The 21767-nt window shown below is 73.2% G+C and carries 15 protein-coding genes and 1 riboswitch; of the genes, 7 read left to right on the top strand and 8 right to left on the bottom strand.

Annotated features, from left to right (window positions below; translation table 11 throughout):
* Positions 1-92: 92 nt before the first annotated feature.
* Positions 93-1517 carry an IPT/TIG domain-containing protein gene (locus tag C7456_RS15115; protein ID WP_109724644.1) on the bottom strand — a complete coding sequence of 475 codons (1425 nt, stop codon included), beginning with the start codon at positions 1515-1517 and terminating at the stop codon, positions 93-95.
* 97 nt (positions 1518-1614) lie between these two features.
* Here C7456_RS15115 and C7456_RS15120 point away from each other — a divergent pair, with 97 nt between their 5' ends.
* The 5 genes from C7456_RS15120 to C7456_RS15140 all read left to right on the top strand — a co-directional run bounded on the left by C7456_RS15120 (position 1615) and on the right by C7456_RS15140 (position 8467).
* Positions 1615-2619 carry a cytochrome-c peroxidase gene (locus C7456_RS15120; protein WP_109724645.1) on the top strand — a complete coding sequence of 335 codons (1005 nt, stop codon included), beginning with the start codon at positions 1615-1617 and terminating at the stop codon, positions 2617-2619.
* Between the two features lie 253 nt (positions 2620-2872).
* Positions 2873-3268 carry a DUF2946 domain-containing protein gene (locus C7456_RS15125; RefSeq protein WP_146203587.1) on the top strand — a complete coding sequence of 132 codons (396 nt, stop codon included), beginning with the start codon at positions 2873-2875 and terminating at the stop codon, positions 3266-3268.
* A 166-nt stretch (positions 3269-3434) separates the two neighbouring features.
* Complete coding sequence (locus C7456_RS17380; RefSeq protein ID WP_109724647.1) at positions 3435-5726, top strand: TonB-dependent receptor; 2292 nt, start codon at positions 3435-3437, stop codon at positions 5724-5726.
* A gap of 92 nt (positions 5727-5818) precedes the next feature.
* Positions 5819-7909, top strand: coding sequence for a TonB-dependent copper receptor (locus tag C7456_RS15135; protein WP_425454640.1), 2091 nt, complete (start codon positions 5819-5821; stop codon positions 7907-7909).
* A gap of 84 nt (positions 7910-7993) precedes the next feature.
* Positions 7994-8467 (top strand): GNAT family N-acetyltransferase, encoded by a 474-nt coding sequence (locus C7456_RS15140; RefSeq protein WP_109724648.1) that lies wholly within the window; start codon positions 7994-7996, stop codon positions 8465-8467.
* A gap of 266 nt (positions 8468-8733) precedes the next feature.
* Here C7456_RS15140 and C7456_RS15145 read toward each other — a convergent pair whose 3' ends face one another.
* Both C7456_RS15145 and C7456_RS15150 read right to left on the bottom strand, forming a co-directional pair.
* Positions 8734-9081 carry a GFA family protein gene (locus C7456_RS15145; RefSeq protein ID WP_109724649.1) on the bottom strand — a complete coding sequence of 116 codons (348 nt, stop codon included), beginning with the start codon at positions 9079-9081 and terminating at the stop codon, positions 8734-8736.
* Between the two features lie 121 nt (positions 9082-9202).
* On the bottom strand, positions 9203-9961 hold the full coding sequence (locus C7456_RS15150) for a SapC family protein (RefSeq protein WP_109724650.1): 759 nt from the start codon (positions 9959-9961) through the stop codon (positions 9203-9205).
* A gap of 243 nt (positions 9962-10204) precedes the next feature.
* Between C7456_RS15150 and C7456_RS15155 the strand changes: the two genes are divergently transcribed.
* Positions 10205-10804 (top strand): HNH endonuclease, encoded by a 600-nt coding sequence (locus C7456_RS15155; protein WP_109724651.1) that lies wholly within the window; start codon positions 10205-10207, stop codon positions 10802-10804.
* Here C7456_RS15155 and C7456_RS15160 read toward each other — a convergent pair.
* Complete coding sequence (locus C7456_RS15160) at positions 10764-11225, bottom strand: low affinity iron permease family protein (protein WP_109724652.1); 462 nt, start codon at positions 11223-11225, stop codon at positions 10764-10766. The genes C7456_RS15155 and C7456_RS15160 overlap by 41 nt on opposite strands.
* Before the next feature lie 140 nt (positions 11226-11365).
* On the opposite strand from C7456_RS15160, the gene dxs reads away from it, so the two are divergent.
* Positions 11366-13255, top strand: coding sequence for a 1-deoxy-D-xylulose-5-phosphate synthase (gene dxs / locus C7456_RS15165; protein WP_109724653.1), 1890 nt, complete (start codon positions 11366-11368; stop codon positions 13253-13255).
* 24 nt (positions 13256-13279) lie between these two features.
* Here dxs and C7456_RS15170 read toward each other — a convergent pair whose 3' ends face one another.
* From C7456_RS15170 to C7456_RS17600, 4 genes are all read right to left on the bottom strand, one after another.
* Complete coding sequence (locus tag C7456_RS15170) at positions 13280-13600, bottom strand: hypothetical protein (RefSeq protein WP_139942845.1); 321 nt, start codon at positions 13598-13600, stop codon at positions 13280-13282.
* A gap of 77 nt (positions 13601-13677) precedes the next feature.
* Positions 13678-14517: a peptide chain release factor N(5)-glutamine methyltransferase gene (gene prmC / locus C7456_RS15175; protein ID WP_109724655.1), complete on the bottom strand. Its 840-nt coding sequence runs from the start codon at positions 14515-14517 to the stop codon at positions 13678-13680.
* Entirely contained in the window at positions 14510-18634 is a 4125-nt protein-coding gene (locus tag C7456_RS15180; RefSeq protein WP_109724656.1) for a hypothetical protein, read from the bottom strand. The genes prmC and C7456_RS15180 overlap by 8 nt, the downstream gene beginning before the upstream one ends.
* Positions 18635-18743: 109 nt before the next feature.
* The gene (locus tag C7456_RS17600; protein WP_245889898.1) at positions 18744-21596 is read right to left on the bottom strand and encodes a phosphoenolpyruvate carboxylase; all 2853 of its coding nucleotides are present in this window, start codon (positions 21594-21596) and stop codon (positions 18744-18746) included.
* A gap of 95 nt (positions 21597-21691) precedes the next feature.
* A riboswitch (S-adenosyl-L-homocysteine riboswitch) is annotated at positions 21692-21766 on the top strand.
* Position 21767 lies beyond the last annotated feature (1 nt).

The following is a 21767-nucleotide window of genomic DNA, read 5'->3' on the forward strand; positions in this document are numbered from 1 at the left end:
AACCCCCGGCGAGCGTTCGCCGGAACTGGTCGAAACCCGATACCATCAACCCCGGACTCACTGCCTGATTGGCTACAAGTTCCATACTCAGGTCACTGCTCCGAAGTCAGCACTAACTGGCGCCAGCCCGCTGGTGGCAACGATGCCAAATAAGGACTCACTTGAAAACCAGGCGCATTGAGATCGCAGACTGGCGTCGACTGGCCCGGCTCACAGTTTTCGTAGCTGAGGGACTGGCCGTTTGCGTCCAGCAGTTCTGTACGTATCGTCGATCCAGCCGATGATGTTTGCGGGTTGATGAGGCCTATACCAAAACTCTCCCCGGCATCAGCCTTGAACATCAATCGCTCGCTTTCGCCATTCTGCGCGGTTGCGAAAACATAGGGCGAATCCAGGAGTATCTGCCCGTCACGCTCAAGGTTAACGTTGAAGCCGGCAGCCCCCATTGGCCACACGACCAGAGTATAAGTCCCAGTCATGGGCAACTGCAGGAAATGCGCGCTAGGCCGACTTTGGGAAATAAAGAGCTGCTCACCTAGAACGAACCCACGCGGGTCGTATAGTTGCAAGGATGCCGTATTTACGATACCAACCGCCTGCAATGTCACCCAAGTATCCGCAACAGCGTCGAAAACAAACTCTTTCACATCAGAGGAGGAGGCCGCCGTAACGGGAGCCGCCACGCCGCCAACAACTAGACGACTCGAAGTAATCGCATAGTTATTCTTGTAATCGGCAGGAATAGTCATGAAATCCGAAGCCGCCGTAGCCTGGCCGTAGGGTGTCGTAACCTGGAACCTCCCGCTACCGAACGTCTTGGGGATCGCAAAACTGATCGTGGTGTCCGTGATCGTCGTCGGCACCACCGCGACACCGTTGAGCGTGACCGTGGTAGCGCCCGGCACGGGATCCAGGTGCTCGCCAGTGAGCGTCACCACCGTGCCCGCGGCGCCGAGCAGCGGCGACACCGAGGCCAGCGTAGGCGGCAGGCCAGTGCCGTCGACAACGAACGGCGTCTGGCTCGTGGCAGTAACACCACCGGCCGTCACCGAGATCGGGCCACTGGTGGTGTTCGCCGGAACGGTCACTTCGAGCGCGTTGACCGTGGCTGACAGCACATCGGCGGTGACGCCATTGAATCTCACCGCGTTCGCGCTCGCCGTCGAACTGAACCCCTGACCGGAGAGCAGCACCGTACTGCCCGGCGCGCCGTGTTCGGGCGAGAATCCGAACAGCGCCAACTGCGTGGCTGGCAGGGTGTCGGTGCGCACCCGGTTGCCGTTGTCGTCGTAGACATAGCGCACCGATTGTCCCGATGCGCTGGTGACGCCGACCAGCCGTCCATTCGCATCGTAGACGTAGTTCGTCTGAGCCGGTGCAAGGAGAGGAAGGACGGCACCGAACGCCAACGCTAGCCACTGTACAGCAGCGAGACGCAGGCCGGAAAGCCTTTGCGGCGTCGCCTGCATTGCGCTCTTGCCAATGCCGGAACGCCTTCCACCGTACACGGATTGCATGCAGCGCCCTCCCTGGCTCGAGTCCCGACTCGCGAGCGCCTACGGCCTCCCTTGCGGTAGATTCCGTCTACGCGCGTCGAAGCATGGACTTGCTTGAATGGCCCGAACCTACCTCGCAGCCCTTTGCCTTTTTGTGACGTGGTTCTGTTATGCGAAGGAATTGCCGCAGACCGCAGACGCACGGCGCGAGCTGGGCGCCGCCCTGTTCAACGATCGGGCCCTGAGCGCCGATGGCCGCGTGGCGTGCTCGGATTGCCACCGGCCCGAGCATGCCTTCAGCGACGACCACCCGCGCTCGACAGGCGCTTTCGGACGCATCGGCAACAGGAATGCACCAAGTCTGCTGGGCGTGGGAACGTCGACGGTCTATTTCTGGGACGGCCGGCGCACCCGCCTTGAAGACGCGGTACACGATCCTTTCTTCATGCCGTTCGAACTGGGACTGCGCGACGAGCGCGACCTGCTCGAAAGGCTCGACAACATCGACTACCGTCGGCGCTTCGAAGCCGCGTTCCCGGATGCGCCGGATGCCTCGATGGACCACGTGGAAGCGGCACTGGCCTCCTATCTGCGATCTCTTGCGAACGACGGCACGCGACCACGCGAGACTTCACGGACAGACCCAACCCTCGACCGACGCGTCGCCATGGGCAAGCGCCTGTTCTTCGGCAAAGCGCAATGCGTCGCTTGCCACGAGGCGAGTGCGGACAGTGGCCGCTACACCGATGACCGCTTCCACCCGTCGGCCCTGGGCACGCGGAAGCTTGCGGCACAACTGCCCCAATTGGTGCCACTTGGCATGTCGAAGGCCACCGATGTAGAAGCCGTCGGCCGCCTGTCGGGGGAAAACCGCGATCTCGCCGAGCTGGGACGCTTCCTGGTGGACAAGCAGCCGGCGCACGTCAACGCGTTCCGCACGCCCTCGCTGCTCAACGTGGCAGCCACGGCCCCCTACATGCACGACGGCAGCGTCGCCACGCTCGAACAGGCGGTGGACCTGGAAATCTATTACCGCGGGCTGGAGTCCGGCCGGCCGCTGCAGTTGACGTCGGAGGAACGCACCGAACTCGTTTTTTTCCTGAAAACGCTGCGGACGCCATAACCGGGCCGGCATTGATACGCACACCGATACCTGCCTGCAAATCTGCAGACTTCGCATTCGTGTAGCCCTCGTGGGATATCACGAAAGCACATTGAAGGTATGCGCCCATCGAACGGACATGACGGGACAAGGGAATGCCCGAATCCGGATGCCGCGTGGCGCCCGCCGCACGTGACGGTTTGCCACAGGCACGACCGCCACATGCGGCACGCGAAGCGTGGCATCATCCCTGGAGCCTGATCCAGGCTTTCACTTGGGGCCCGCTCTGGTGCTGTTCCGGCGCTCGACAACCCGGCGTTTCGTCGCATGGCTGGCGCTGTTCGCCATGTGGCTGGCCGCGGCCGCGCCGACGGTCTCGCGCGTGCTGCCCGCCGCCGACGCCTGGCCGGAGCTGGGCGCCTGGTGCACCGGCCACGGACTGGAGCAGCGCCACCCCGAAGCGCCGGCCGATCCGGCCGCGCACCTGGACAAGTGCGGCTACTGCGCCCTGCTCGCGCACAGCCCGCTGCTCGGCGCGCCGGCGGCGCTGGCGCTGCCGCCCGCCCTGCCCGGCGCCGCCGCGCCCGCCGGCCGCATCGCGGCGGCCGGCCACGCCGCCGTCCCGCTCGCCGCGCATCCGCGCGGCCCGCCCCCGATCCGTCCCGCCTGAAGCCGTCCGCGGCGCTCCGCGCCGTCGCCGGCCCGTCCCTCGGCCACGCCTGCCGCGCCCGGCGCGCGTCCTTGTGACGCCATCCGCCGGCCGCCCGCGCGCGCCGAGCGCATTCCATCGCCGCCGCGCCGGGCGCGGCCGGCGATCACGAACGGATCGACCGAACATGACCCTCTCCATCCAACGCAGCCGGCTGGCCGCCCTGCCGCTCGGCCTGCTCGCGTCCTCCATCGCGCTCGCGCGGGCCCCGGCCGGCACGGAGCTGCCGCCCGACGCGCAGGTCACCACGCTCGGCAACGTGAGGGTGTCCGCCGACGCCCAGCCCGAGCAAAGCGCCAGGCCGTCCTTCCCCGCCGCCCGCGCCACGGTCACCGCCGAGCAGGCGGAGACCGCCGTCAACGCGGTGGACGTGGAGGACGCCGCCAAGTACCTGCCCAGCGTGTTCGTCCGCAAGCGCAGCTACGGCGACACCCAGCCGGTGCTGGCCACGCGCACCTGGGGCGTGAACTCCAGTGCGCGCACGCTGGTGTACATCGACGACATCCTGGTCTCCGCGCTGATCGCCAACAACAACACCCTCGGCGCCCCGCGCTTCGGGCTGGCCTCGCCGGAGACGGTCGACCGCATCGAGATGCTCTACGGTCCCTATTCGGCGGCCTACGCGGGCAACGCGATGGGCGGGGTGATGCGCATCGTGACGCGGCTGCCCGACCAGCCCGAGGTCACCATCCGGCAGACCGAGGCGGTGCAGGACTTCGACCAGTACGGCACGCACCGCCACCTCGCCACCAGCCGCACCGGCGTCACCGCGGGCGGCCGCAGCGGCCGCTGGGGCTGGCTGCTTTCGGCCAGCGCGCTCAACAGCTTCGGCCAGCCGCTGTCCTACGTCACCGCGCCGGGCTTCCCCGCCGGCACCCATGGCGGCTACGCCGCGCGCAACAAGACCGGCCAGGCCGCCGACGTGCTCGGCGCCGGCGGCCTGCTGCACACGCGCCAGCTCGACCTCGACGGCAAGCTCGTCTACGACCTCGCGCCCTGGCTGCAGGCGAGCTACCTGGTGGGCTTCTGGAACAACCACGGCAGCGCGGACGCGGACACCTACCTGGTCGACGATGCCGGCCGGCCCACCTACGGCGGGGCGTCCGGCTTCGCCGGCAACACCTACGGGCTCGCCGCGCGCCACCTGATGCAGGCCGCGTCGCTGAAGACCGACACCCGGGGCGACTTCGACGGCGAGGCGGTGGTCACGCACTACGCCTTCCTCGAGGACAGCCAGTGGTCGCCGGCCATCGTGACGACCGGCACCGGCGTCGGCCGCAACGGGCGCCTGGCCAGCTATGCCGGCACGAACTGGAGCACCGTCGACCTCAAGGGCCAGTGGCGGCCGCAGGGCTACGGCGGCGCGCAGGAAATCGCCGCGGGCCTGCACGGCGACCGCTACGAGCTCGACAACCCCACCCGCAACCTCGCCGACTGGCATGACCCCGGCAGCGCCGGCGCGCTGTACTCGGCCGGCAGCGGCCGGACCGCCACCCGCGCGCTATGGTTGCAGGACGCCTGGCGCCTCGCGCCGGCCTGGCTGCTCAGCGTGGGCGGCCGCCACGAATGGTGGAAGGCCAGCGACGGCTTCAACTTCGCCGGCGGCGTCGCGGTGCGCCAGCCCACGGCGAAGGCCGACGCTTTCTCGCCCAAGGCCACGCTGCAGTGGGACGCCGCGCCGGGCTGGCGCGTCACCGGCTCGCTGGCGAAGGCGGTGCGCTTCCCCACCGTGGGCGAGCTGTACCAGCTGGTCGCCACGGGCTCCACCTACGCCTCGCCCAATCCCGACCTCAAGCCCGAGCGCGCGCGCAGCGGCGAGCTGGCGGTCGAGCACGGCCTCGACCACGGCCTGCTGCGGCTGTCGCTGTTCCAGGAGAACACCCGCGACGCGCTGATCCAGCAGACCGCGTTCCTGGCGCAGTACCCGGCGCCGGTGAACTACGTGGTCAACGTGGGCGAGGTGCGCAACCGCGGGGTGGAGCTGGCGGCGCAGCGCGACGACGTGCTGCTGCGCGGGCTGGAGCTTGCCGGCAGCGTCACCTTCGTCGACTCCACCATCCTCGCCGACGACAGCTTCGCCAGCAGCGCGGGCACCAGCGTGAAAGGCAGGCACGCGCCCTACGTGCCGCGCTGGCGCGCCACCGCGGTGGCGACGTACCGGCCGGACGAGGCCTGGGCGTTCACCCTGGCCGGGCGCTACAGCGGGCGGCAGTACTCCACGCTGGACAACACCGACGACACGCCGCACGTGTTCGGCGCCTTCGACCGCTTCACCGTGTTCGACGCGCGCGTGCAGTACCGCATCGACGCGCACCTGACCGCCTCGCTGGGCGTGGACAACCTCACCAACGAGAAGTACTTCCTCTACCACCCGTTCCCGCAGCGCACCTACGTCGCCGACCTGAAGGTGAGCCTGTGAGCCGCGACGCCACGGCGGCGCGGCCGCCGCACCGCCGGCTCCGGGTCGCCCGGACGCCCGGCGGCGGCCTCGCGGGCGCATCGCGGCGCTCGCTGCCGCTCGCGCTGGCCGCCGCGCTCGGGGCCGCGGCCTGTACCGCGGCGCGGGCCGGCACCGACGTGCCGGCCGCGCCGCAGGACCTGCCGCCGGTGGTCGTCACCGCGCCGATGCAGGACGCGCCGCTCACCGTGGTCACCGACCCGAGGGCGCCGCGCCAGCCGGTGCCCGCCAGCGACGGCGCGGACTTCCTCAAGACCATCCCCGGCTTCGCCACCATCCGCAAGGGCGGCAGCAACGGCGACCCGGTGCTGCGCGGCATGGGCGGCTCGCGGCTGGGCATCCGGGTCGACGGCGGCCAGATCGCCGGTGGCTGTCCCTCGCGCATGGACCCGCCCACCGCCTACGTCGCGCCGGAGCTGTACGACCGCGTCACCGTGGTCAAGGGACCGGAGACGGTGGTCGACGGCCCCGGCAACTCCGCCGGCGTGGTGCGCTTCGAGCGCGACTTCGAGCGCTACGCGGCGCCGGACCATTCGGCCGACGCCAGCGTGCTCGTCGGTTCCCGCGGCCGCAACGACCAGAACCTCGACCTGCGCGCCGGCGACCCCGCCGGCTACCTCGGCGTGCGCGCCAACCACACCCACGCGCAGGACTACGCCGACGGCGACGGCCACCGCGTGCACTCGCGCTACGACCGCTGGAACGCCGACGCCACCGTCGGCTGGACGCCCGACGACGACACCCGCGTGCAGCTGGCCGTGGGCAAGGGCGACGGCCAGGCCGCCTACGCCTTCAGCGGCATGGACGGCGCGCAGTTCCTGCGCGAGAGCGCCGCGCTGGACGTGGCGCGGGAACACCTGACCCGCCACTGGGCCAAGCTGGAGGTGCGCGCGTACACGAACTACGCCGACCACGTGATGGACAACTACACGCTGCGCCATCCTGACCCGGCCGGCATGATGCCGATGGCGATGGCCTCCAACGTGGCCCGGCGCACCAGCGGCGGCCGCATCGCCGGCACCTGGCGCTGGGACGAGGCGCTCGAGCTGGTCGCGGGACTGGACGGCTCCGGCAGCGTGCACACCGTCCGCAACGGCGGCCCGCCGGGCAGCGCCGGCGACTACCGCGACCTGCCGCGCGTGCGCGACGCGCGCATGGACGACGTGGGCGCGTTCGGCGAGCTGCGCTGGACCTTCGCGCCGCGGCAGCGGCTGGTCACCGGCGCGCGGCTCGACCGCGCGCACGCGCGCGGCTACGGACTGGCGGCCGGCCCCGGCGACGGCATGGGCATGGACGGCGGCATGGGAAGCATGGGCGGCATGGCCATGGGCGGCGCGGCCGCCGCCACCCGGGACGCCGACCGCGCCTCGACGCTGCCCGCGGGCTTCGTCCGCTACGAACGCGACCTCGCCGCGCTGCCCGCCACCTTCTACGCCGGCCTCGGCCACGTGCAGCGCTTCCCCGACTACTGGGAACTGTTCGGCGGGCACGTGGACGTCTCGCTGCCCGGCTTCCGCAGCCTGGCGCCGGAGAAGACCACCCAGCTCGACGTGGGCCTGCAGTACCGCGACGCGCGCCTGAAGGCGTGGGTCTCCGGCTACGCCGGCGTGGTGCGGGATTTCATCCTGGTGCACTACCCCGCCGGCGCGATGGGCGGCGGCTCGGCCGGCAACGTGCAGGCGCGCATCGCCGGCGGCGAGGCCGGCGCGACCTACGCCTTCGCGGCGCACTGGAAGGGCGACGCCACGCTCGGCTACGCCTGGGGCGAGAACCGCAGCGAGCATCGCCCGCTGCCGCAGATGCCGCCGCTGGAGGCGCGCCTGGGCCTCGCCTACGCGCGCGGCGCCTGGTCGGTCGGCGGCCTGTGGCGGATCGTCGCCGCGCAGCACCGCGTCGCCGCCGGCGAAGGCAACATCGTCGGCCAGGACCTGGGGCCCAGCGCGGGCTTCGGCGTGTTCTCGCTCAACGCCGGCTGGCGCGCGGGCGCGCGCCTCGCGCTCAGCGCCGGCATCGACAACCTGTTCGACCGCACCTACGCCGAGCACCTCAACGCCGCACCGGAGGGCCTGGCCGGCTACGTCAACACCGTGCGCGTCAACGAGCCGGGGCGCACCGCCTGGCTGAAGGTGGCGCTGCAACTCTGAACGGGCGCGGCGCCGGGCCACTTCCGTCCGGCGCCGCGCTCATGTAGAACCTTCGTCATCGCGGCAATCCGCCACCAGCACGTCATGAGCGAGACGACCTACCTGATCCGCCTGGCCGAAGACGACGACGACTTCATCCTGGGCCTGGCGCCCCGCTTCGTGGACTTCCCGCTGCCGCCCTGGCGCAAGCGCCACGAGTGCATCGAGGGCATCCGCCGCGACCTCGCGCGCCACCTGGAGGAGCAGCCGGCCAACAGCTTCCTGTTCGTGGCCGAGAACGCGGACGGCGAGCCGGTCGGCTTCATCCACCTGCAGAAGACCCAGGACTTCTTCAACGGCCACATCAACTGCCACGTCTCCGACCTGGCGGTGGCGCCCGGCCACGAAGGCCAGGGCGTGGGCAAGGCGCTGCTCGACCACGCCGAGGCATGGGCGCGCGAGCACCGCTGCGCGCTGGTGACGCTGGCGGTGTTCCCCGGCAACGAGCGCGCGCGGGCGCTGTACGAGGCGGCCGGCTACGGCACCGACCTGCTGCGGCTGGCCAAGCCGGTGCGCTGAGCGCCGCACCCGGCGCAGGAAACGGATGGCCGCCCGGCGGGCGGCCGCGGAGCATGGCCGCATGCCCACCGCGGAGCCGCCGATGCCACGTTCCCTCCCCGCCTGCCTGCTCGCCGCCGGCCTGGCGCTCTGCGCGCCGCATCCGGCGCGGGCCGACGGCGAACTGCTCTACGCCCCGCCCGGGCTGCGCGCCCGCCTGCTCGCCTTCCACCACGCCAACGAACCGCGCCGCCAGGCGGCCGCGGCGTGCCGCGCGGCCGGGCGGCTCAGAAGCTGCGGCCGTCCACCGGCACGCGCTCCAGCGCGGCCAGGTCCACGCCCTCCAGGCAGCGCACGTTGACCGCCGCCATCGCCGCGCCGTCCGGCCCGGTGCCGAAGGCGAACGTCGCGCAGCCGCAGTGCGGGCAGAAGCGGTGCCGGATCACGTGCTTGTTGAAGGTGTAGGTGGCCAGCTCCTGCTCCGGCGTGGCCAGCGCGAAGCGCTCGCGCGGCACGAACCAGAGCAGGTAGCCCTTGCGGCTGCAGTGCGAGCAGTTGCACTCCATCACCTTGCCCAGCTCGCCTTCCACGTCGAAGGCGACGCGCCCGCAATGACAACTGCCGTGGTAGTTCATGGCCGCCCCTCCTTCGCCGCGAGAGGCCGCCAGTATGCCCGAGCGGGGCGCCCCGCGGCCACGAAAAAGGGGACGGCGCGGACGCCGTCCCCTCTTGTCCCCGCGCTCGGCGCAGGCCCGCTCAGTTCCGGGTCGCGCCGGCCTCGGCCTGCTCGCGCGCGTCCAGCAGGCGCGCCAGGCGGTCGATGTTGGGCAGCGACAGCAGGTGCGCGTAGATCCAGCCCAGCACGCCCTCGCGCAGGAACTCGTGGGCGGTCTGCTCGTCGAGCTGGCGCAGCTTGTCCTCGTTGACCACGAACAGGCCGTTGAGGTTGATCGCCTTGCCTTCCTTCTCCAGGCGGATGTTGCGCGGCTCCAGCAGCTCGTGCTTGCGCAGTTGGTCCATGAACCAGCGGGTGCGCGTCACGTGCTGCTGGAACTCGCCCAGGAAGCCCACGGCGCGGGCCAGCATCTCGCTGTCGCTGCCGTCTTCCTTGAACAGGCGCTCGCCCTCGGTCTCGCCGAAGCCCTCGAAGGCCTCGTCGAGGAACACGGTGAAGTCCTCGCCCTCCTGCCCGGCCGGCTTCTCGGCCAGCACGAACGGATAGCGGCGCACGAAGGCCGGGATGTAGGTGTTGGGCGCCCACTGGCCTTGCGCGTCGACCAGCAGGTTCTCGTCCTGGCGCAGGCCGAGCAGGGCCATCGGGCCGGCGTCTTCGATGCTGCTGCCGGCGAACAGGATCGGCACGTCGCGCGCGGCCAGCGGGAACTCCACGCCGGTCAGCGGCACCGAGTGCGCCTTGGCGGCGAAGCGCATGCTGGGCACGCCCTTCAGGCGCAGGTCCTTGTGGACGGTACGGTTGAGCGGCACCGGGCGCTCGTAGAAAAGAACTTCAGCCACGTCTGATTACCCATTGGCCCCGCCGTGCCGGGGTCGCCACTTCGGCTTCCCCTCCCAAACCCGGCGTCGGGACGAACTTGGCACTATAGCAGCGCCGGCCGATGGCCGCGAATCGCCACCATCCCCCTGTTGCGGCAAGGACTTGCACGGGCCTTGCATGGGAATTGCAACCTTTTTTGGTCTATGCTCGGTCCGACCGACATCGCCGGGACGCTCTTTCACCTGACGGGAAGGACGCAACGCATGCTGATGGAAGTGAACCGCCGGGGCGACCTCCACTCGACCCGGGTGCTATCGCTGGACGCCGCCGGCCGCATCCTCGACTGGATCAGCTGGCAGGAGGCGGTCTGCCTCTACGTCCGCGACGCGGTGGCGTGGACGCTGGGCGACCCCTGCCTCACCGTGCACGGCGGCCACAACCGCGCGCTGGGTGCGCAGAGCCGCATCGAGCTGCACCCGATCATCGCCAGCACCGGCCACTGCCGCGACCACGCGGTGGACCCGGCGCCCGCGCTCACCAACACCGCGCTGTTCGCCCGCGACCGCTACCTGTGCCTGTACTGCGGCGAGCACTTCAGCCGCGGGGAGCTGACCCGCGACCACGTGCAGCCGGTCTCGCGCGGCGGCCGCGACGAGTGGGAGAACGTGGTCAGCGCCTGCCTCGCCTGCAACCTCCGGAAGGGCAACCGCACCCCGCAGCAGGCGCACATGCCGCTGCTGGCGGTGCCGTACCGGCCGAGCTGGGTGGAGCACCTGATCCTGTCCAACCGCAACATCCTGGCCGACCAGATGGAGTTCCTGGTCAGCCACCTGCCGCGGGACCGCCGCGCGGCGCACGCCTGAGCGGCCGGTCGGCGCGCTCGCCGGCCCTGGCCAGGGCCGCCTCCACATCCTCCAGCTGCTCGCGCGCCTCGCCGGCCAGGCGGCAGTAGTAGGCGCGGATGCGCTCCAGTGTCTGCTCGTCCAGCTCTTCCAGGTCCAGCAAGGCGTTGTGCGCGCGGCTGCTGCGAATCAGCTCGTCCAGCTTGATCTGCAACGCTGCCGAGTCGCGGTTCTGCGTGTTCTGGATCAGGAACACCATCAGGAAGGTGATGATGGTGGTGCCGGTATTGATCACCAGCTGCCAGGTGTCGCCGAAGTGGAACAGCGGGCCGGTGGCCGCCCACAGCAGCACCAGCGCCACCGCCGCGATGAAGGTGGCCGGCTTGCCGGCGGCCGCCGAGGTGGCGGCGGCGAAGCGGCGGAACAGCTTGGAGGCGTTCATGGCTCGGCTCCCGCAGTGGCGATCCGCCCCAGCCTGCGGCGCGGCGCGTGTGCCCGCCGTGCAGGCCGGCTGAACCGTCGCCACCGCCCCGCCCCGGAGCCGCCCTTGCCCCGCCCCCGCACAGGGCCAACAATACGCGGATGAACGACCTCTCCCGCTACCCCCGGCTGGCGCAGATCGACGCGCCGGCCGACCTGCGCCGTTTCCCCGACGAGGAGCTGCCCGCCGTCGCCGACGAGCTGCGCGCCTACCTCATCGAGTCGGTGGCCAGCTCCGGCGGCCACTTCGGCGCGGGCCTGGGCGTGGTGGAGCTGACCGTGGCGCTGCACCGCGTGTTCGACACCCCGCACGACCGCCTGGTGTGGGACGTGGGCCACCAGTGCTACCCGCACAAGATCCTCACCGGCCGCCGCGACCGCATCACCACGATCAAGAAGAAGGACGGCCTGGCGCCGTTCCCGCGCCGCGAGGAGAGCGAGTACGACACCTTCGGCGTGGGCCACTCCTCCACCTCGATCTCCGCCGCGCTGGGCATGGCCATCGCCAACCAGCGGCGCGGCGACAGGCGCAAGATCGTGGCGGTGATCGGCGACGGCGCGATGACCGCGGGCATGGTCTACGAGGCGATGAACCACGGCGGCGACGTCGAGCCGGACATGCTGGTGATCCTCAACGACAACGGCATGTCGATCAGCGAGAACGTGGGCGCGCTGACCAAGATGCTGGCGCGGCTGCTGGCCAACCGCACGCTCAACAGCTGGCGCGAGCGCGCCAAGCGGGCGATCCCCAAGCAGTCGCTGATGGGCCGCTTCTTCAAGCGCTGGGAGGAGCACGCCAAGGGCATGTTCGTGCCCTCCACGCTGTTCGAGGAGCTGGGCTTCCACTACACCGGCCCGATCGACGGCCACAACCTGCCGCAGCTGCTCGCCGCGCTGCGCACGGTGAAGGACCTGCCGGGCCCGCAGCTGCTGCACGTGGTCACCACCAAGGGCAAGGGCTACGCCCCGGCCGAGCAGGCGCAGATCGACTACCACGCGGTCGGCCCGTTCGACCCGCAGGCCGGCGTGGTGAAGAAGCCGGGCGCGGCCCGGCCCACCTACACCGACATCTTCAGCGACTGGCTGTGCGACATGGCCGCCGCCGACGAGCGGCTGTACGGCATCACCCCGGCGATGCGCGAGGGCTCCGGCCTGGTGCGCTTCTCCAGGGAATACCCGGAGCGCTACTTCGACGTGGCGATCGCCGAGCAGCACGCGGTGACGCTGGCCGCCGGCATGGCCTGCGAGGGCGCCAAGCCGGTGGTGGCGATCTACTCCACCTTCCTGCAGCGCGCCTACGACCAGGCGATCCACGACGTGGCGCTGCAGAACCTGGACGTCACCTTCGCGATCGACCGCGGCGGCGTGGTCGGCCCGGACGGCGCCACCCACGCGGGCAGCTTCGATCTCTCCTTCCTGCGCTGCCTGCCGAACATGGTGATCATGGCGCCGGCCGACGAGAACGAGTGCCGCGCGATGCTCACCACCGGCTTCCGCCACGCCGGCCCCGCGGCGATCCGCTACCCGCGCGGCACCGGCCCCGGCGTGGCCGTGCGCCGGGAGCTGGAGACGCTGCCGCTGGGCAAGGCCGAGCTGCGCCGGCGCGGCCGCGGGCTGGCCCTGCTCAGCTTCGGCGCGATGCTGGCGCCGGCGGCGGAGATCGCCGCGGAGCTGGACGCCACGCTGGTCAACATGCGCTTCGTCAAGCCGCTGGACGAGGCGCTGGTGCTGGAGCTGGCCAGGACCCACGAGGCCTTCGTCACGCTGGAGGACAACGCCATCGCCGGCGGCGCCGGCTCGGCGGTGGCCGAGTGCCTGGCCGCGCACGGCGTGGTCAAGCCGATCCTGCACCTGGGCCTGCCCGACGCCTACCTGGAGCACGGCAGCCGCGAGGAAGTGCTGAGCATGGCCGGCCTCGACCTGCCCGGCATCCGCAACGCGATCCGCGCGCGCTTCCCGCTGCTGTCCGCCGCCGCCACCGGCGTCGGCTGAGCGCCCTCCCGCGGGGGCGCGGCTTCAGCGCCGCGGGGCGGGGCCGCCCGCGCCGAAGGGCACCTCGATCGACACGCCCAGCGTACGCGGCGTGGACTGCTGCACCAGCATCGGCCCGCCCACGCTGGCCAGGAAGCTGATCGCCTCGTCGTTGAGCGTGCCCACCGGCACGCGCCGGTCCAGCGCGTTGCGCAGGTAGACGTCCACGCGGGCGCCGCCGCGCAGCGCCAGGCCGGCGTCCAGGTCGAGCATGCCGAAGCCGGGTGAAACGGCGAGCAGCAGCGGCAGGCCGGCCAGCAGGATCGACAGGCGACGGGCAGGCAAGGCGGTAAGGCGCTCAGGCATGCGGGCTCATCTCCGGACCGTGGCTCGGCGGCCGGCTCCAGCGGCACCGGCCGACGCGGATCGCGGTCAAGTCTACGTCATGTGACAGCACCGGCCGGACGCTGCCCGCCGCTGACGCGGTCGCGGCGCTCCAGGTCCTGCGCGGTGAACACCGGCGCATAGCCCGCCCCGCGCAGCAAGTCGCGCGCCGCCTCGCCCTGGTTCCAGCCGTGCTCGAACAGCAGCCAGCCGCCGGAAGCCAAACGCGCGCGCGCGCCGGCGACGATGCGCCGGATGTCGTCCAGCCCGTCCGCGCCGGAGGCCAGCGCCGAAGCCGGCTCGAAGCGCAGGTCGCCCTGCGCGAGGTGCGGGTCGCCCGCCTCGATGTACGGCGGGTTGGAGACGATCAGCTCGAACGTCGCCCCGCCCAGCGGCGCCAGCCAGTCGCCCTGCGCGAACGCCACGTTGCGCAGGCCCAGCCGCTGCGCGTTGCGCCGCGCCACCGCCAGCGCCGCCGCGCTGGCGTCGGTGGCGAGGACCTGCGCGCGCGGCCGCTCGCGCGCGAGCGCCAGCGCGACGGCGCCGCTGCCGGTGCCGAGGTCGGCCACGCGGCACGGCCGGTCCGCGGGCAGGCGCTCCAGCGCCAGCTCCACCAGCCGCTCGGTCTCCGGCCGCGGGATCAGCGTGGCCGGCGTCACCTCCAGCTCCAGCGACCAGAAGCCGCGCGAGCCAACCAGGTACGCCACCGGCTCGCCCGCCGCGCGGCGCTCGACCAGCGCGGAGAAGGCCGCCTGGACGTCCGCGGGCACGGGGTCGTCGGCATGCGCGAACAGCCAGCCGCGCGGCCGGCCCAGCGCATGCGCCAGCAGCAGCTCGGCGTCGATGCGCTCGCCCAGGCGCGCGGCCGCCGCGGCGAGCAGGGCGCGCACCTCAGCCATGCGGCGGCTCCGGCGGTGGCATCGCCGGCGGCTCGGCCGTGCGCTTCGGCTCGCGGCGCCGCCAGTAGCCGTCCCTCGACCACGCCTCGAAGCCCCAGCGCAGCCAGCCGATCAGCGCGTTGGCCAGCCACAGCGCCCAGGCCAGCATGGCCAGCTTGTAGACCCACAGCGGCAGGCTGAACACGCCGCCCTGCGGCAGCGCGCCGGCACTGCGGTCGGCCAGCCAGCGCAGCGCCCAGGCGGTGGAGCCGTTGCCGGCCACGTGCATGTCGGGCAGGCCGAGCAGGCCCCTGGGCACCGCCGACACCAGCACCGCCAGCGCCAGCGCGGTGAGCGCGGCCAGGCCCAGCTGCAGCAGGTTGAAGCCGGTGGCGCCCAGCCGCGCGGGCGCGCCGCGCGCGCGCAGGCCGAGCAGGATCAGCCACAGCACCACCAGCGCGTAGGCGCTCCAGGCGAAGGCGGAGAAGCCCAGCCCCAGCAGCAGCCAGTGGCGGAAGCGCAGCGGCGTCGGCGCATGGCGCGCGAGCAGCCACGCGGCCAGCAGCAGCACGGCCAGCTGCGCCCAGTACAGCACCGCCGGCCCCAGCGCCGGGCCCCAGGTCCACAGCACCCAGCGGTCCTGCGGCAGTTGCAGGCCCAGCTCGAGATTGGCCGCCGGCGCGCCGAGCGCGAACGCCGGCGTGCGCGTGCCCGCGGCCGCGCCTCCGGGCGTGCGCACGCGCAGCGCGTAGCCGTGCGTGCCGGGCAGCAGCGGCAGGCCCAGCCGGCCGTCGCGCAGCGCCAGCTGCAGCGCCTCGCCGTCGCGGCTGGCTTCCAGCAGCTCGGCCTGCGGCGGCAGCGCGACGGCGTGCTCGCCGCCGCGCGTGCTGCGCGCCTGCAGTTCGAGCGTGCTCTCGGTGACCCGCTCGCCCGCGACGCTGCGCAGGCTCACGCGGTCGAAGGCCAGGCTGTCGCCGGCCACGCCGGGCGGCTGCGACACGGCCAGTTCGAGCCGCTCGCCCGGCAGCGGCTGGAAGCGCAGGCCCTCTTCGCTGGCACTGGCCGGCACGCCCCTGGCCTCCACGTGCCACATCGGCGCGGCGAGCACTTCCCACACTTCGGCGCGCTCGCCCAGCGCGGGCGCGGCAAGCGCGAGCGCATCGGCGCGGTCGAGCCGGCTGCTCCAGCCCGTGTACTCCTCGCCGGACCTGAGGCTGACGCGGATGCGGCCGTCCTTCACCGGCGCGTCCTCGCCCAGCGGGTGCTCGCCGGGCAGCAGCGGCAGGCTGACGTCGAAACCGCCGTCGCTGGGCGCGATGCGCTCGACCTCGTTCTCCACCGTCCAGTCCACGCCCAGCATCAGCCGCCGGGTGAGCCGCACGTAGGGCGGGAAGCTCCGCGCCGGCGGCAGCGCGCGGCCGTCGCCGCCGCTGCGCTGGCGGCTGAAGGCCAGGCTGTCGCCCAGCAGGCGGCCGTCGTCGAGGCCGCCCACCGTCCAGCCCGCGCCGCCCGCCGCGATGCGCTGCGGCGGCAGCGGGAAGCGCAGGCCGGCGCTGTCGGCGTCGCCGAAGCGGTAGCGCAGGCCGACGCGGTGCACGCCGCGCTCCAGCCGCAGCAGCAGCTGGCCGTCGCGGGCCGCGAGCACCGCCGGATGGCCGTCGACGCTGGCGTCGAGCAGCTGCAGTCCCGCGTCCGGCTGCGGCAGCGGCGCCGCCACGGTCGCGCCGGCATGCAGTTCCAGCTGCAGGTCCAGCGTGTCGGTCCCGGTCTGCAGCGTGGCCTGCGCCAGCGCCGCGCAGCCGGGATCGCACTTCGGCGCCTCGGCGAGGCGGTGGCGCAGCGCGTCGAGCATGGCCTGGCTGGGCAGGCCCTGCGCCGGCGCGCCGTGCGGCAGCAGCGCCAGCGCCAGCAGGGCCGCGGCGCCGGCGCCGCGGCGGCGCCAGCCGTGCCAGTCCGCGCGCAGCGGACGCAGCAGGTGCAGCGCCAGCTTCGCCAGCAGCGCGGCGAGCAGCGCCACCAGTGCCACCCGCAGCAGGCGCACCAGCCAGGCCGGCGCGATCAGCAGGCGCGTGCCCTGCTGCGGCGTCACCGGGCCGCTCCAGCCCAGCCGGTAGTCGTTGCCGACGTCCCACCGCGGCGTGCCGTCGCCGGCCTGCAGCAGGCCGTGCGCGTCCGGCGCCGCGAGAGCGGCCGCGGTCACGGTGATTGCGGCCAGCTCCGCTTTCGGAGCGGGCTTGGCCGGCAGGCTGGGGAGCGGCCTGGCCTGGCGTAGCACTGGCGAAGGCGGGGCAGGCGGTGCCGGGGGCGCAGGCATCGAGTTGCCGGAAGCCTCATCGATCGCCGGCGCAGCGGCCGGCGGCGGCTGGGCGTTGTAGGCAGCAACGACTTCATCGTCCGCACGACTTGCGGCCTCCGTTGCACCGGGCGACACGCGGGCGCGTTGCTGCTCCAACTGCGGATGCAAGGCATATTCGAGCTGCGCGGCGGCGAACGGCAGGCTCCACAGCACGGCCAGCGCGAAGGCGGCCACGGCGCCGCCGCGCGCGACGGCGCGCAGCCGCCCCTCCGGCAGCGCGCGCACCAGCAGGGCGAGCGCCAGCGCCACGCCCAGCGTCCAGCGCGGCGCGCCGCCCTCGTGCAGCGCGAGCAGCAGGAAGGCCGCCGCCACCGGCGCCCAGCGCCAGCCGAGCAGGCGGCCGGCGAGCAGCGCGAGCAGGGCCAGCACGAACAGGTCGAGCAGGCTCCACTGCGCCACCCACGAATCGGGCGAGACGTCCGCGCCCGCCGCGCCGAGCAGGCGGTAGCCCGGCGGCAGGTGCAGCACGGCGTCGATGCGCTCCAGCGGCAGCTGCCAGCCGCCGCTGGGCGCGGCGCCGTGCGCGGGCAGGCGCAGCCCGGCCTCGAGCGCCAGCCGGCGCGTGCGCAGCTCGACGCCGCCGCGGCCGTCCGCGCCGCGGCTGACCAGCAGCGGCTGGCCGGCCTGCGCGGCGCGTTGCAGCTGCCACGGCGCGCCGACGTCCAGGCGCTGGCGATGGCGCAGCTCGCCGTCGAGGCGGTCGACCGCGCTGAAGCCGCCGCCGTCGAAATCCAGCCACAGCTCGCGCCGCAGGCGCAGCTGGTCGCCCTGCCCGCCCTCGTCGCCGCGGGCGCCCTGCTCGATGCCCAGGCCGTTGCCGGCGTCCAGCGCGTAGGCGGGCAACTCGCGCCATTCGTCCGGCACGCCGGCCTGCGCGGCATCGACCGCCTGGCCTTCCACCCGCGTGCTGCGCAGCCCGGGATCGTCGGCATAGCTCCAGGTTTCCCGCGCCGGCCAGGGCGCGGCCGCCGCGCCCGGCGCCACCTTCGCCAGCGGCGCGGTGGCGCGGGCGTCGAGGCCCAGCTCCCAGTGGCCGGGACGCAGCTGCACGCGCAGGCGGCCGTCGTTCTCCAGCCGCGCGGGCAGCTCGCCCTGCAGGTCGGTGGCGACGAAGCCGGCCGGCAGCGCCGGGCCGAGCGACTGCTCGCGCGCGCTGCCGGCGACGTCGAGCACGAGGCGCGTCTGCAGCGTGGCCGGCAGGCCATCCTGCAGCCGCCGGTACACGCGCAGCGACAGCGCGTCGGCGGTGCGCTGCGCGGCGGCCGCCTCGCCGAGGGTGAGCTCGTCGCCGTTGCGTTCCAGCCGCGCCACCGCGGCGCCGTCCACGCTCAGCGCGACCAGGCCGACCGCGGCCGGCACGCGCAGGCGCGCCGGCCGCGCGGACCACGGCAGCGCGCCGCGCAGGGCGTGGTCGCCCGCCGCCAGCCACACCGACGGCACGCCGTCGTGCTCCAGCACCGGCACCGGCTGGCCGTCGGCCTGCACCTGCTGCGGCCAGGCGCGCGCGTCGCCCGGCAGCGCCACCCAGCCGGGCGCGTCGGCGTGCACGTCGAGCGCGAAGCGCCCGCCGTCGCGGTCGGCCTGCAGCGCGAGCCGGCCCGGCCAGGCGCACTGGAACTCGCCGGCATAGGCCGGCGTGGCCAGCCGCGGGCAAGCGTGCTGCGGCAGGTCGTGCAGCACCCAGTCCTGCCAGCCCTGCAGCGGCGGCGGCACCTCCTGCGCGCGCAGCGGCGACGCCAGCAGCAGCCCCAGGCCCAGCAGCCATCCCGATCGGTGCAGCATGCCCTTCTCCCTGTCCGCCCCTTTGGCCGGCAGTGTAAGGGAAGCGGCGCGGGGTTCCCCGTGTGCCGCCGGCCCGGCGCGGAAGGGCTCCGGGCGCGCGGCCCGGCGCTCAGCCGGTGTTCTGCAGCCCCTGCGCCACGCCGTTGACGCAGGCGACCAGCGCGCGCAGGAGCTCCTCGTCCTGCTCGCCGCTGGCGCGCCAGCGGCGCAGCAGGTCCACCTGCAGCAGGCTCATCGGGTCCACGTAGGGATTGCGCAGGCGGATCGACACCGCCAGCCGCGGGTTGTCCGCCAGCAATGCGCCGCCCTTCAGGCGCTCCACCCAGGCGACGGTGCGCGCGAACTCGTCGTGGACCAGCGCGAAGAACGGCTCGTGCAGCGGCCCGGCCAGCCGCGAGAAGGCCTCGGCGATGCCGAGGTCGCACTTGGCCAGCACCATCGCCACGTCGTCGAGCAGGTTGGCGAAGAACGGCCAGTCGCGCGCCATCTCCAGCAGCGCCGCCTCGCCGCATGCCGTGGCGCCCTGCTCCAGCGCGTGCCCCAGGCCGTACCAGCCGGTGAGGATCGAGCGGCACTGCGTCCAGGCGAACACCCAGGGGATCGCGCGCAGGTCCTCCACGCCGCGCATGCTGCGCCGGCGCGCGGGGCGCGAGCCCAGCGCCATGCGCTCGATCACGTCGATCGGGGTGGCGCCGCGGAAGTAGTCGACGAAGCCCTCGCGCTCGACGAAGGCGCGGTAGTGCCGGCGGCTGGCCGCGGCCAGCGCGTGCATGCGCCCGCGCCAGGCCTCCTCGCGCGGCTCGTCCGCGCGCGGGCGCAGGCTGGCGCGCAGCGTCGCGCCCACCGTCTGCTCCAGGTTGCGCAGCGCCAGCGCGCGGATGCCGTACTTGCGGTGGATCACCTCGCCCTGCTCGGTGACGCGCAGCACGCCGTCCACCGAGCCGCGCGGCGAGGCCATCAGCGCGGGCAGGATGCGCGCGCCGCCGCGGCTGGCCGAGCCGCCGCGGCCGTGGAAGAAGGCCAGGCGGATGCCGGCGGCCTTCGCCACTTCCAGCAGCTCCACCTGCGCGCGCTGCAGCGCCCAGCGCGAGGCCAGCGTGCCGCCGTCCTTGCCGCTGTCGGAGTAGCCCAGCATCACCCACTGGCGGTCGCCGCGCGCGGCGAGGTGGGCGCGGTAGACCGGGTCGTCGAGCAGCGCGCGCAGCGTGGCGGGGGCGTTCTTCAGGTCGTCGACGGTCTCGAACAGCGGGGCGATGTCGAGGGGGACGACGCTTTTTTCTTCCTCTCCCCCCTGGGGAGAGGACTGAGGTGAGGGGCCGTGGCTTGCGGCAACGTGGTCGGTGCCGTTCGCTCCGCCCGCGGCTTGCGGCGAGGGCGGCCCCTCACCCCCGCCCTCTCCCCGGAGGGGAGAGGGAGCAGAAGCCGGTTCCACCAGCCCGCCGTAGCGCGCCAGCGCCAGCACCGCCAGCACGTCGGCGGCCGAGCGCGCCATGCTGATGACGTACAGGCCCACCGCCTCGGCGCCGTAGCGGCGGCGCGCGTCGCCCAGGGTGACGAACACGTCGTACAGCGACTTCACCACCTCGGCGTGGCCGATCCCGAAGCGCGCCGCGCCGCTGGCGTGGCCGCGCAGGCGCACCGCGCGCTCCGCCGCCGCGCGCTGCGGCCAGTCGGCGTCGTCCAGCAGCGCGGCCAGCGCGTCGTCGTGCACGCGCGAGTCCTGCCGCACGTCCAGCCGCGCCAGGTGGAAGCCGAAGGTGCGCACGCGCCAGACCAGCCGGCGCACCGCGTAGGCGCCGGCGTGCAGGCCGCGGTGGTCGATCAGGCTGCGCGCGATCAGCTCCAGGTCGTCCAGCAGCTCGGCGGCGGACGCATAGCCTTCCGGATGGCCGTCCTCGTGGGTGGCCTCCAGCCGCGCGCGGATCAAGGTGAGCAGGCAGCGGTAGGGCATGTCGGCGTGGCGCGGGCGGATCCGCGCCGCCGCCTGCGGGAAGCGCCGCCGGTAGTCCTCCAGCCGCCCGCGCAGGCGCGGGTCGACCTCGACGCGGTCGTCGGTCTGGCTGAGCAGCCGCGCCAGCCCCTCGACGTCGGCGATGTAGTGCTCCAGCACGTGCGCGCGCTGGGTCGCCAGGCTGTTGGCGATGGTGTCGGCGCCCACGTTGGGGTTGCCGTCCATGTCGCCGCCCACCCAGGTGGCGAAGGACAGCAGGCGCGGCAGCGCCACCGCCACGCCGTACACCGCCTGCAGCGCGTCGGCCAGCTCCTCGTAGAACGCCGGCACGATGCGGTAGACCGGGTTGGCGAGGTAGAAGCCGACGTGGTGGTGCTCGTCCTGCACGCTGGGCCGCACCGGCGAGGCCTCGGCGGTCTGCCAGCCGGCGGACAGCGCCATGAAGATGCGGTCCTCGTCCTCGGCGCGCTCCTGCGGCGTGCGGCTGGGGTCGAAGTTGTCCACCAGCGCGCGCACGATCGCCTGCTCCTTCTCCAGCAGCGAGCGGCGCACCGCCTCGGTGGGATGCGCGGTGAACACCGGCTCCACGTGCAGCCGGCCGAGCCAGTCGAGCAGCTCGGCGGCGCCCACGCCCTGCGCCTCGAGCCGTTGCAGCGTGTCCAGCAGCGACTCCGGCTGCGGCGCGCCGCCCTCGCGCTGGTAGTCGCGGCGGCGGCGGATGCGGTGTACCCGCTCGGCGGTGTTCACCGCCTGGAAGTAGGCGGCGAAGGCGCGCGCCAGCGACTCGGCCTCCTGCGCCGGCAGGCCGGCCAGCGCGTCGGCCAGCGCGGCCACCGGCTCGCCCTCGCGGCGGCGGCGGATCGCCGCCTGGCGCACCGACTCCACGCGCCGGAAGAACGCCTCGCCGCCCTGCTCGGCCAGCATCCGGCCGACCAGCGTGCCCAGCCGGTTGACGTCCTCGCGCAGCGGGCCGTCGTGGGGCAGGTAGTCGGTGTCGCGGCTGGCTTCCATGAAGCGTCTCCGGTGGGCAACCGCCCAAGCCTACCGAAAAATGACGCGCTGCAACGCAAAGCCCGCGGGGCGACGCTACAATGCCCGCTCCCGTGCCCGCCGAGGGGCGCTGCGACCGTCCCGGACGGCCAGGCTCGGCGCGGCATGCGCAACAACGGCGCTCACCCACTG

The organism is Fulvimonas soli (assembly GCF_003148905.1).
Classification (GTDB): Bacteria; Pseudomonadota; Gammaproteobacteria; order Xanthomonadales; family Rhodanobacteraceae; genus Fulvimonas; species Fulvimonas soli.

Coding starts and splice junctions, on each gene's coding strand:
- C7456_RS15115 (WP_109724644.1), bottom strand. CDS start 1,517: ATGCAATCCGTGTACGGTGGAAGGCGTTCCGGCATTGGCAAGAGCGCA.
- C7456_RS15120 (WP_109724645.1), top strand. CDS start 1,615: ATGGCCCGAACCTACCTCGCAGCCCTTTGCCTTTTTGTGACGTGGTTC.
- C7456_RS17380 (WP_109724647.1), top strand. CDS start 3,435: ATGACCCTCTCCATCCAACGCAGCCGGCTGGCCGCCCTGCCGCTCGGC.
- C7456_RS15140 (WP_109724648.1), top strand. CDS start 7,994: ATGAGCGAGACGACCTACCTGATCCGCCTGGCCGAAGACGACGACGAC.
- C7456_RS15145 (WP_109724649.1), bottom strand. CDS start 9,081: ATGAACTACCACGGCAGTTGTCATTGCGGGCGCGTCGCCTTCGACGTG.
- C7456_RS15155 (WP_109724651.1), top strand. CDS start 10,205: ATGCTGATGGAAGTGAACCGCCGGGGCGACCTCCACTCGACCCGGGTG.
- C7456_RS15160 (WP_109724652.1), bottom strand. CDS start 11,225: ATGAACGCCTCCAAGCTGTTCCGCCGCTTCGCCGCCGCCACCTCGGCG.
- dxs (WP_109724653.1), top strand. CDS start 11,366: ATGAACGACCTCTCCCGCTACCCCCGGCTGGCGCAGATCGACGCGCCG.
- C7456_RS15170 (WP_139942845.1), bottom strand. CDS start 13,600: ATGCCTGAGCGCCTTACCGCCTTGCCTGCCCGTCGCCTGTCGATCCTG.
- prmC (WP_109724655.1), bottom strand. CDS start 14,517: ATGGCTGAGGTGCGCGCCCTGCTCGCCGCGGCGGCCGCGCGCCTGGGC.
- C7456_RS15180 (WP_109724656.1), bottom strand. CDS start 18,634: ATGCTGCACCGATCGGGATGGCTGCTGGGCCTGGGGCTGCTGCTGGCG.
- C7456_RS17600 (WP_245889898.1), bottom strand. CDS start 21,596: ATGGAAGCCAGCCGCGACACCGACTACCTGCCCCACGACGGCCCGCTG.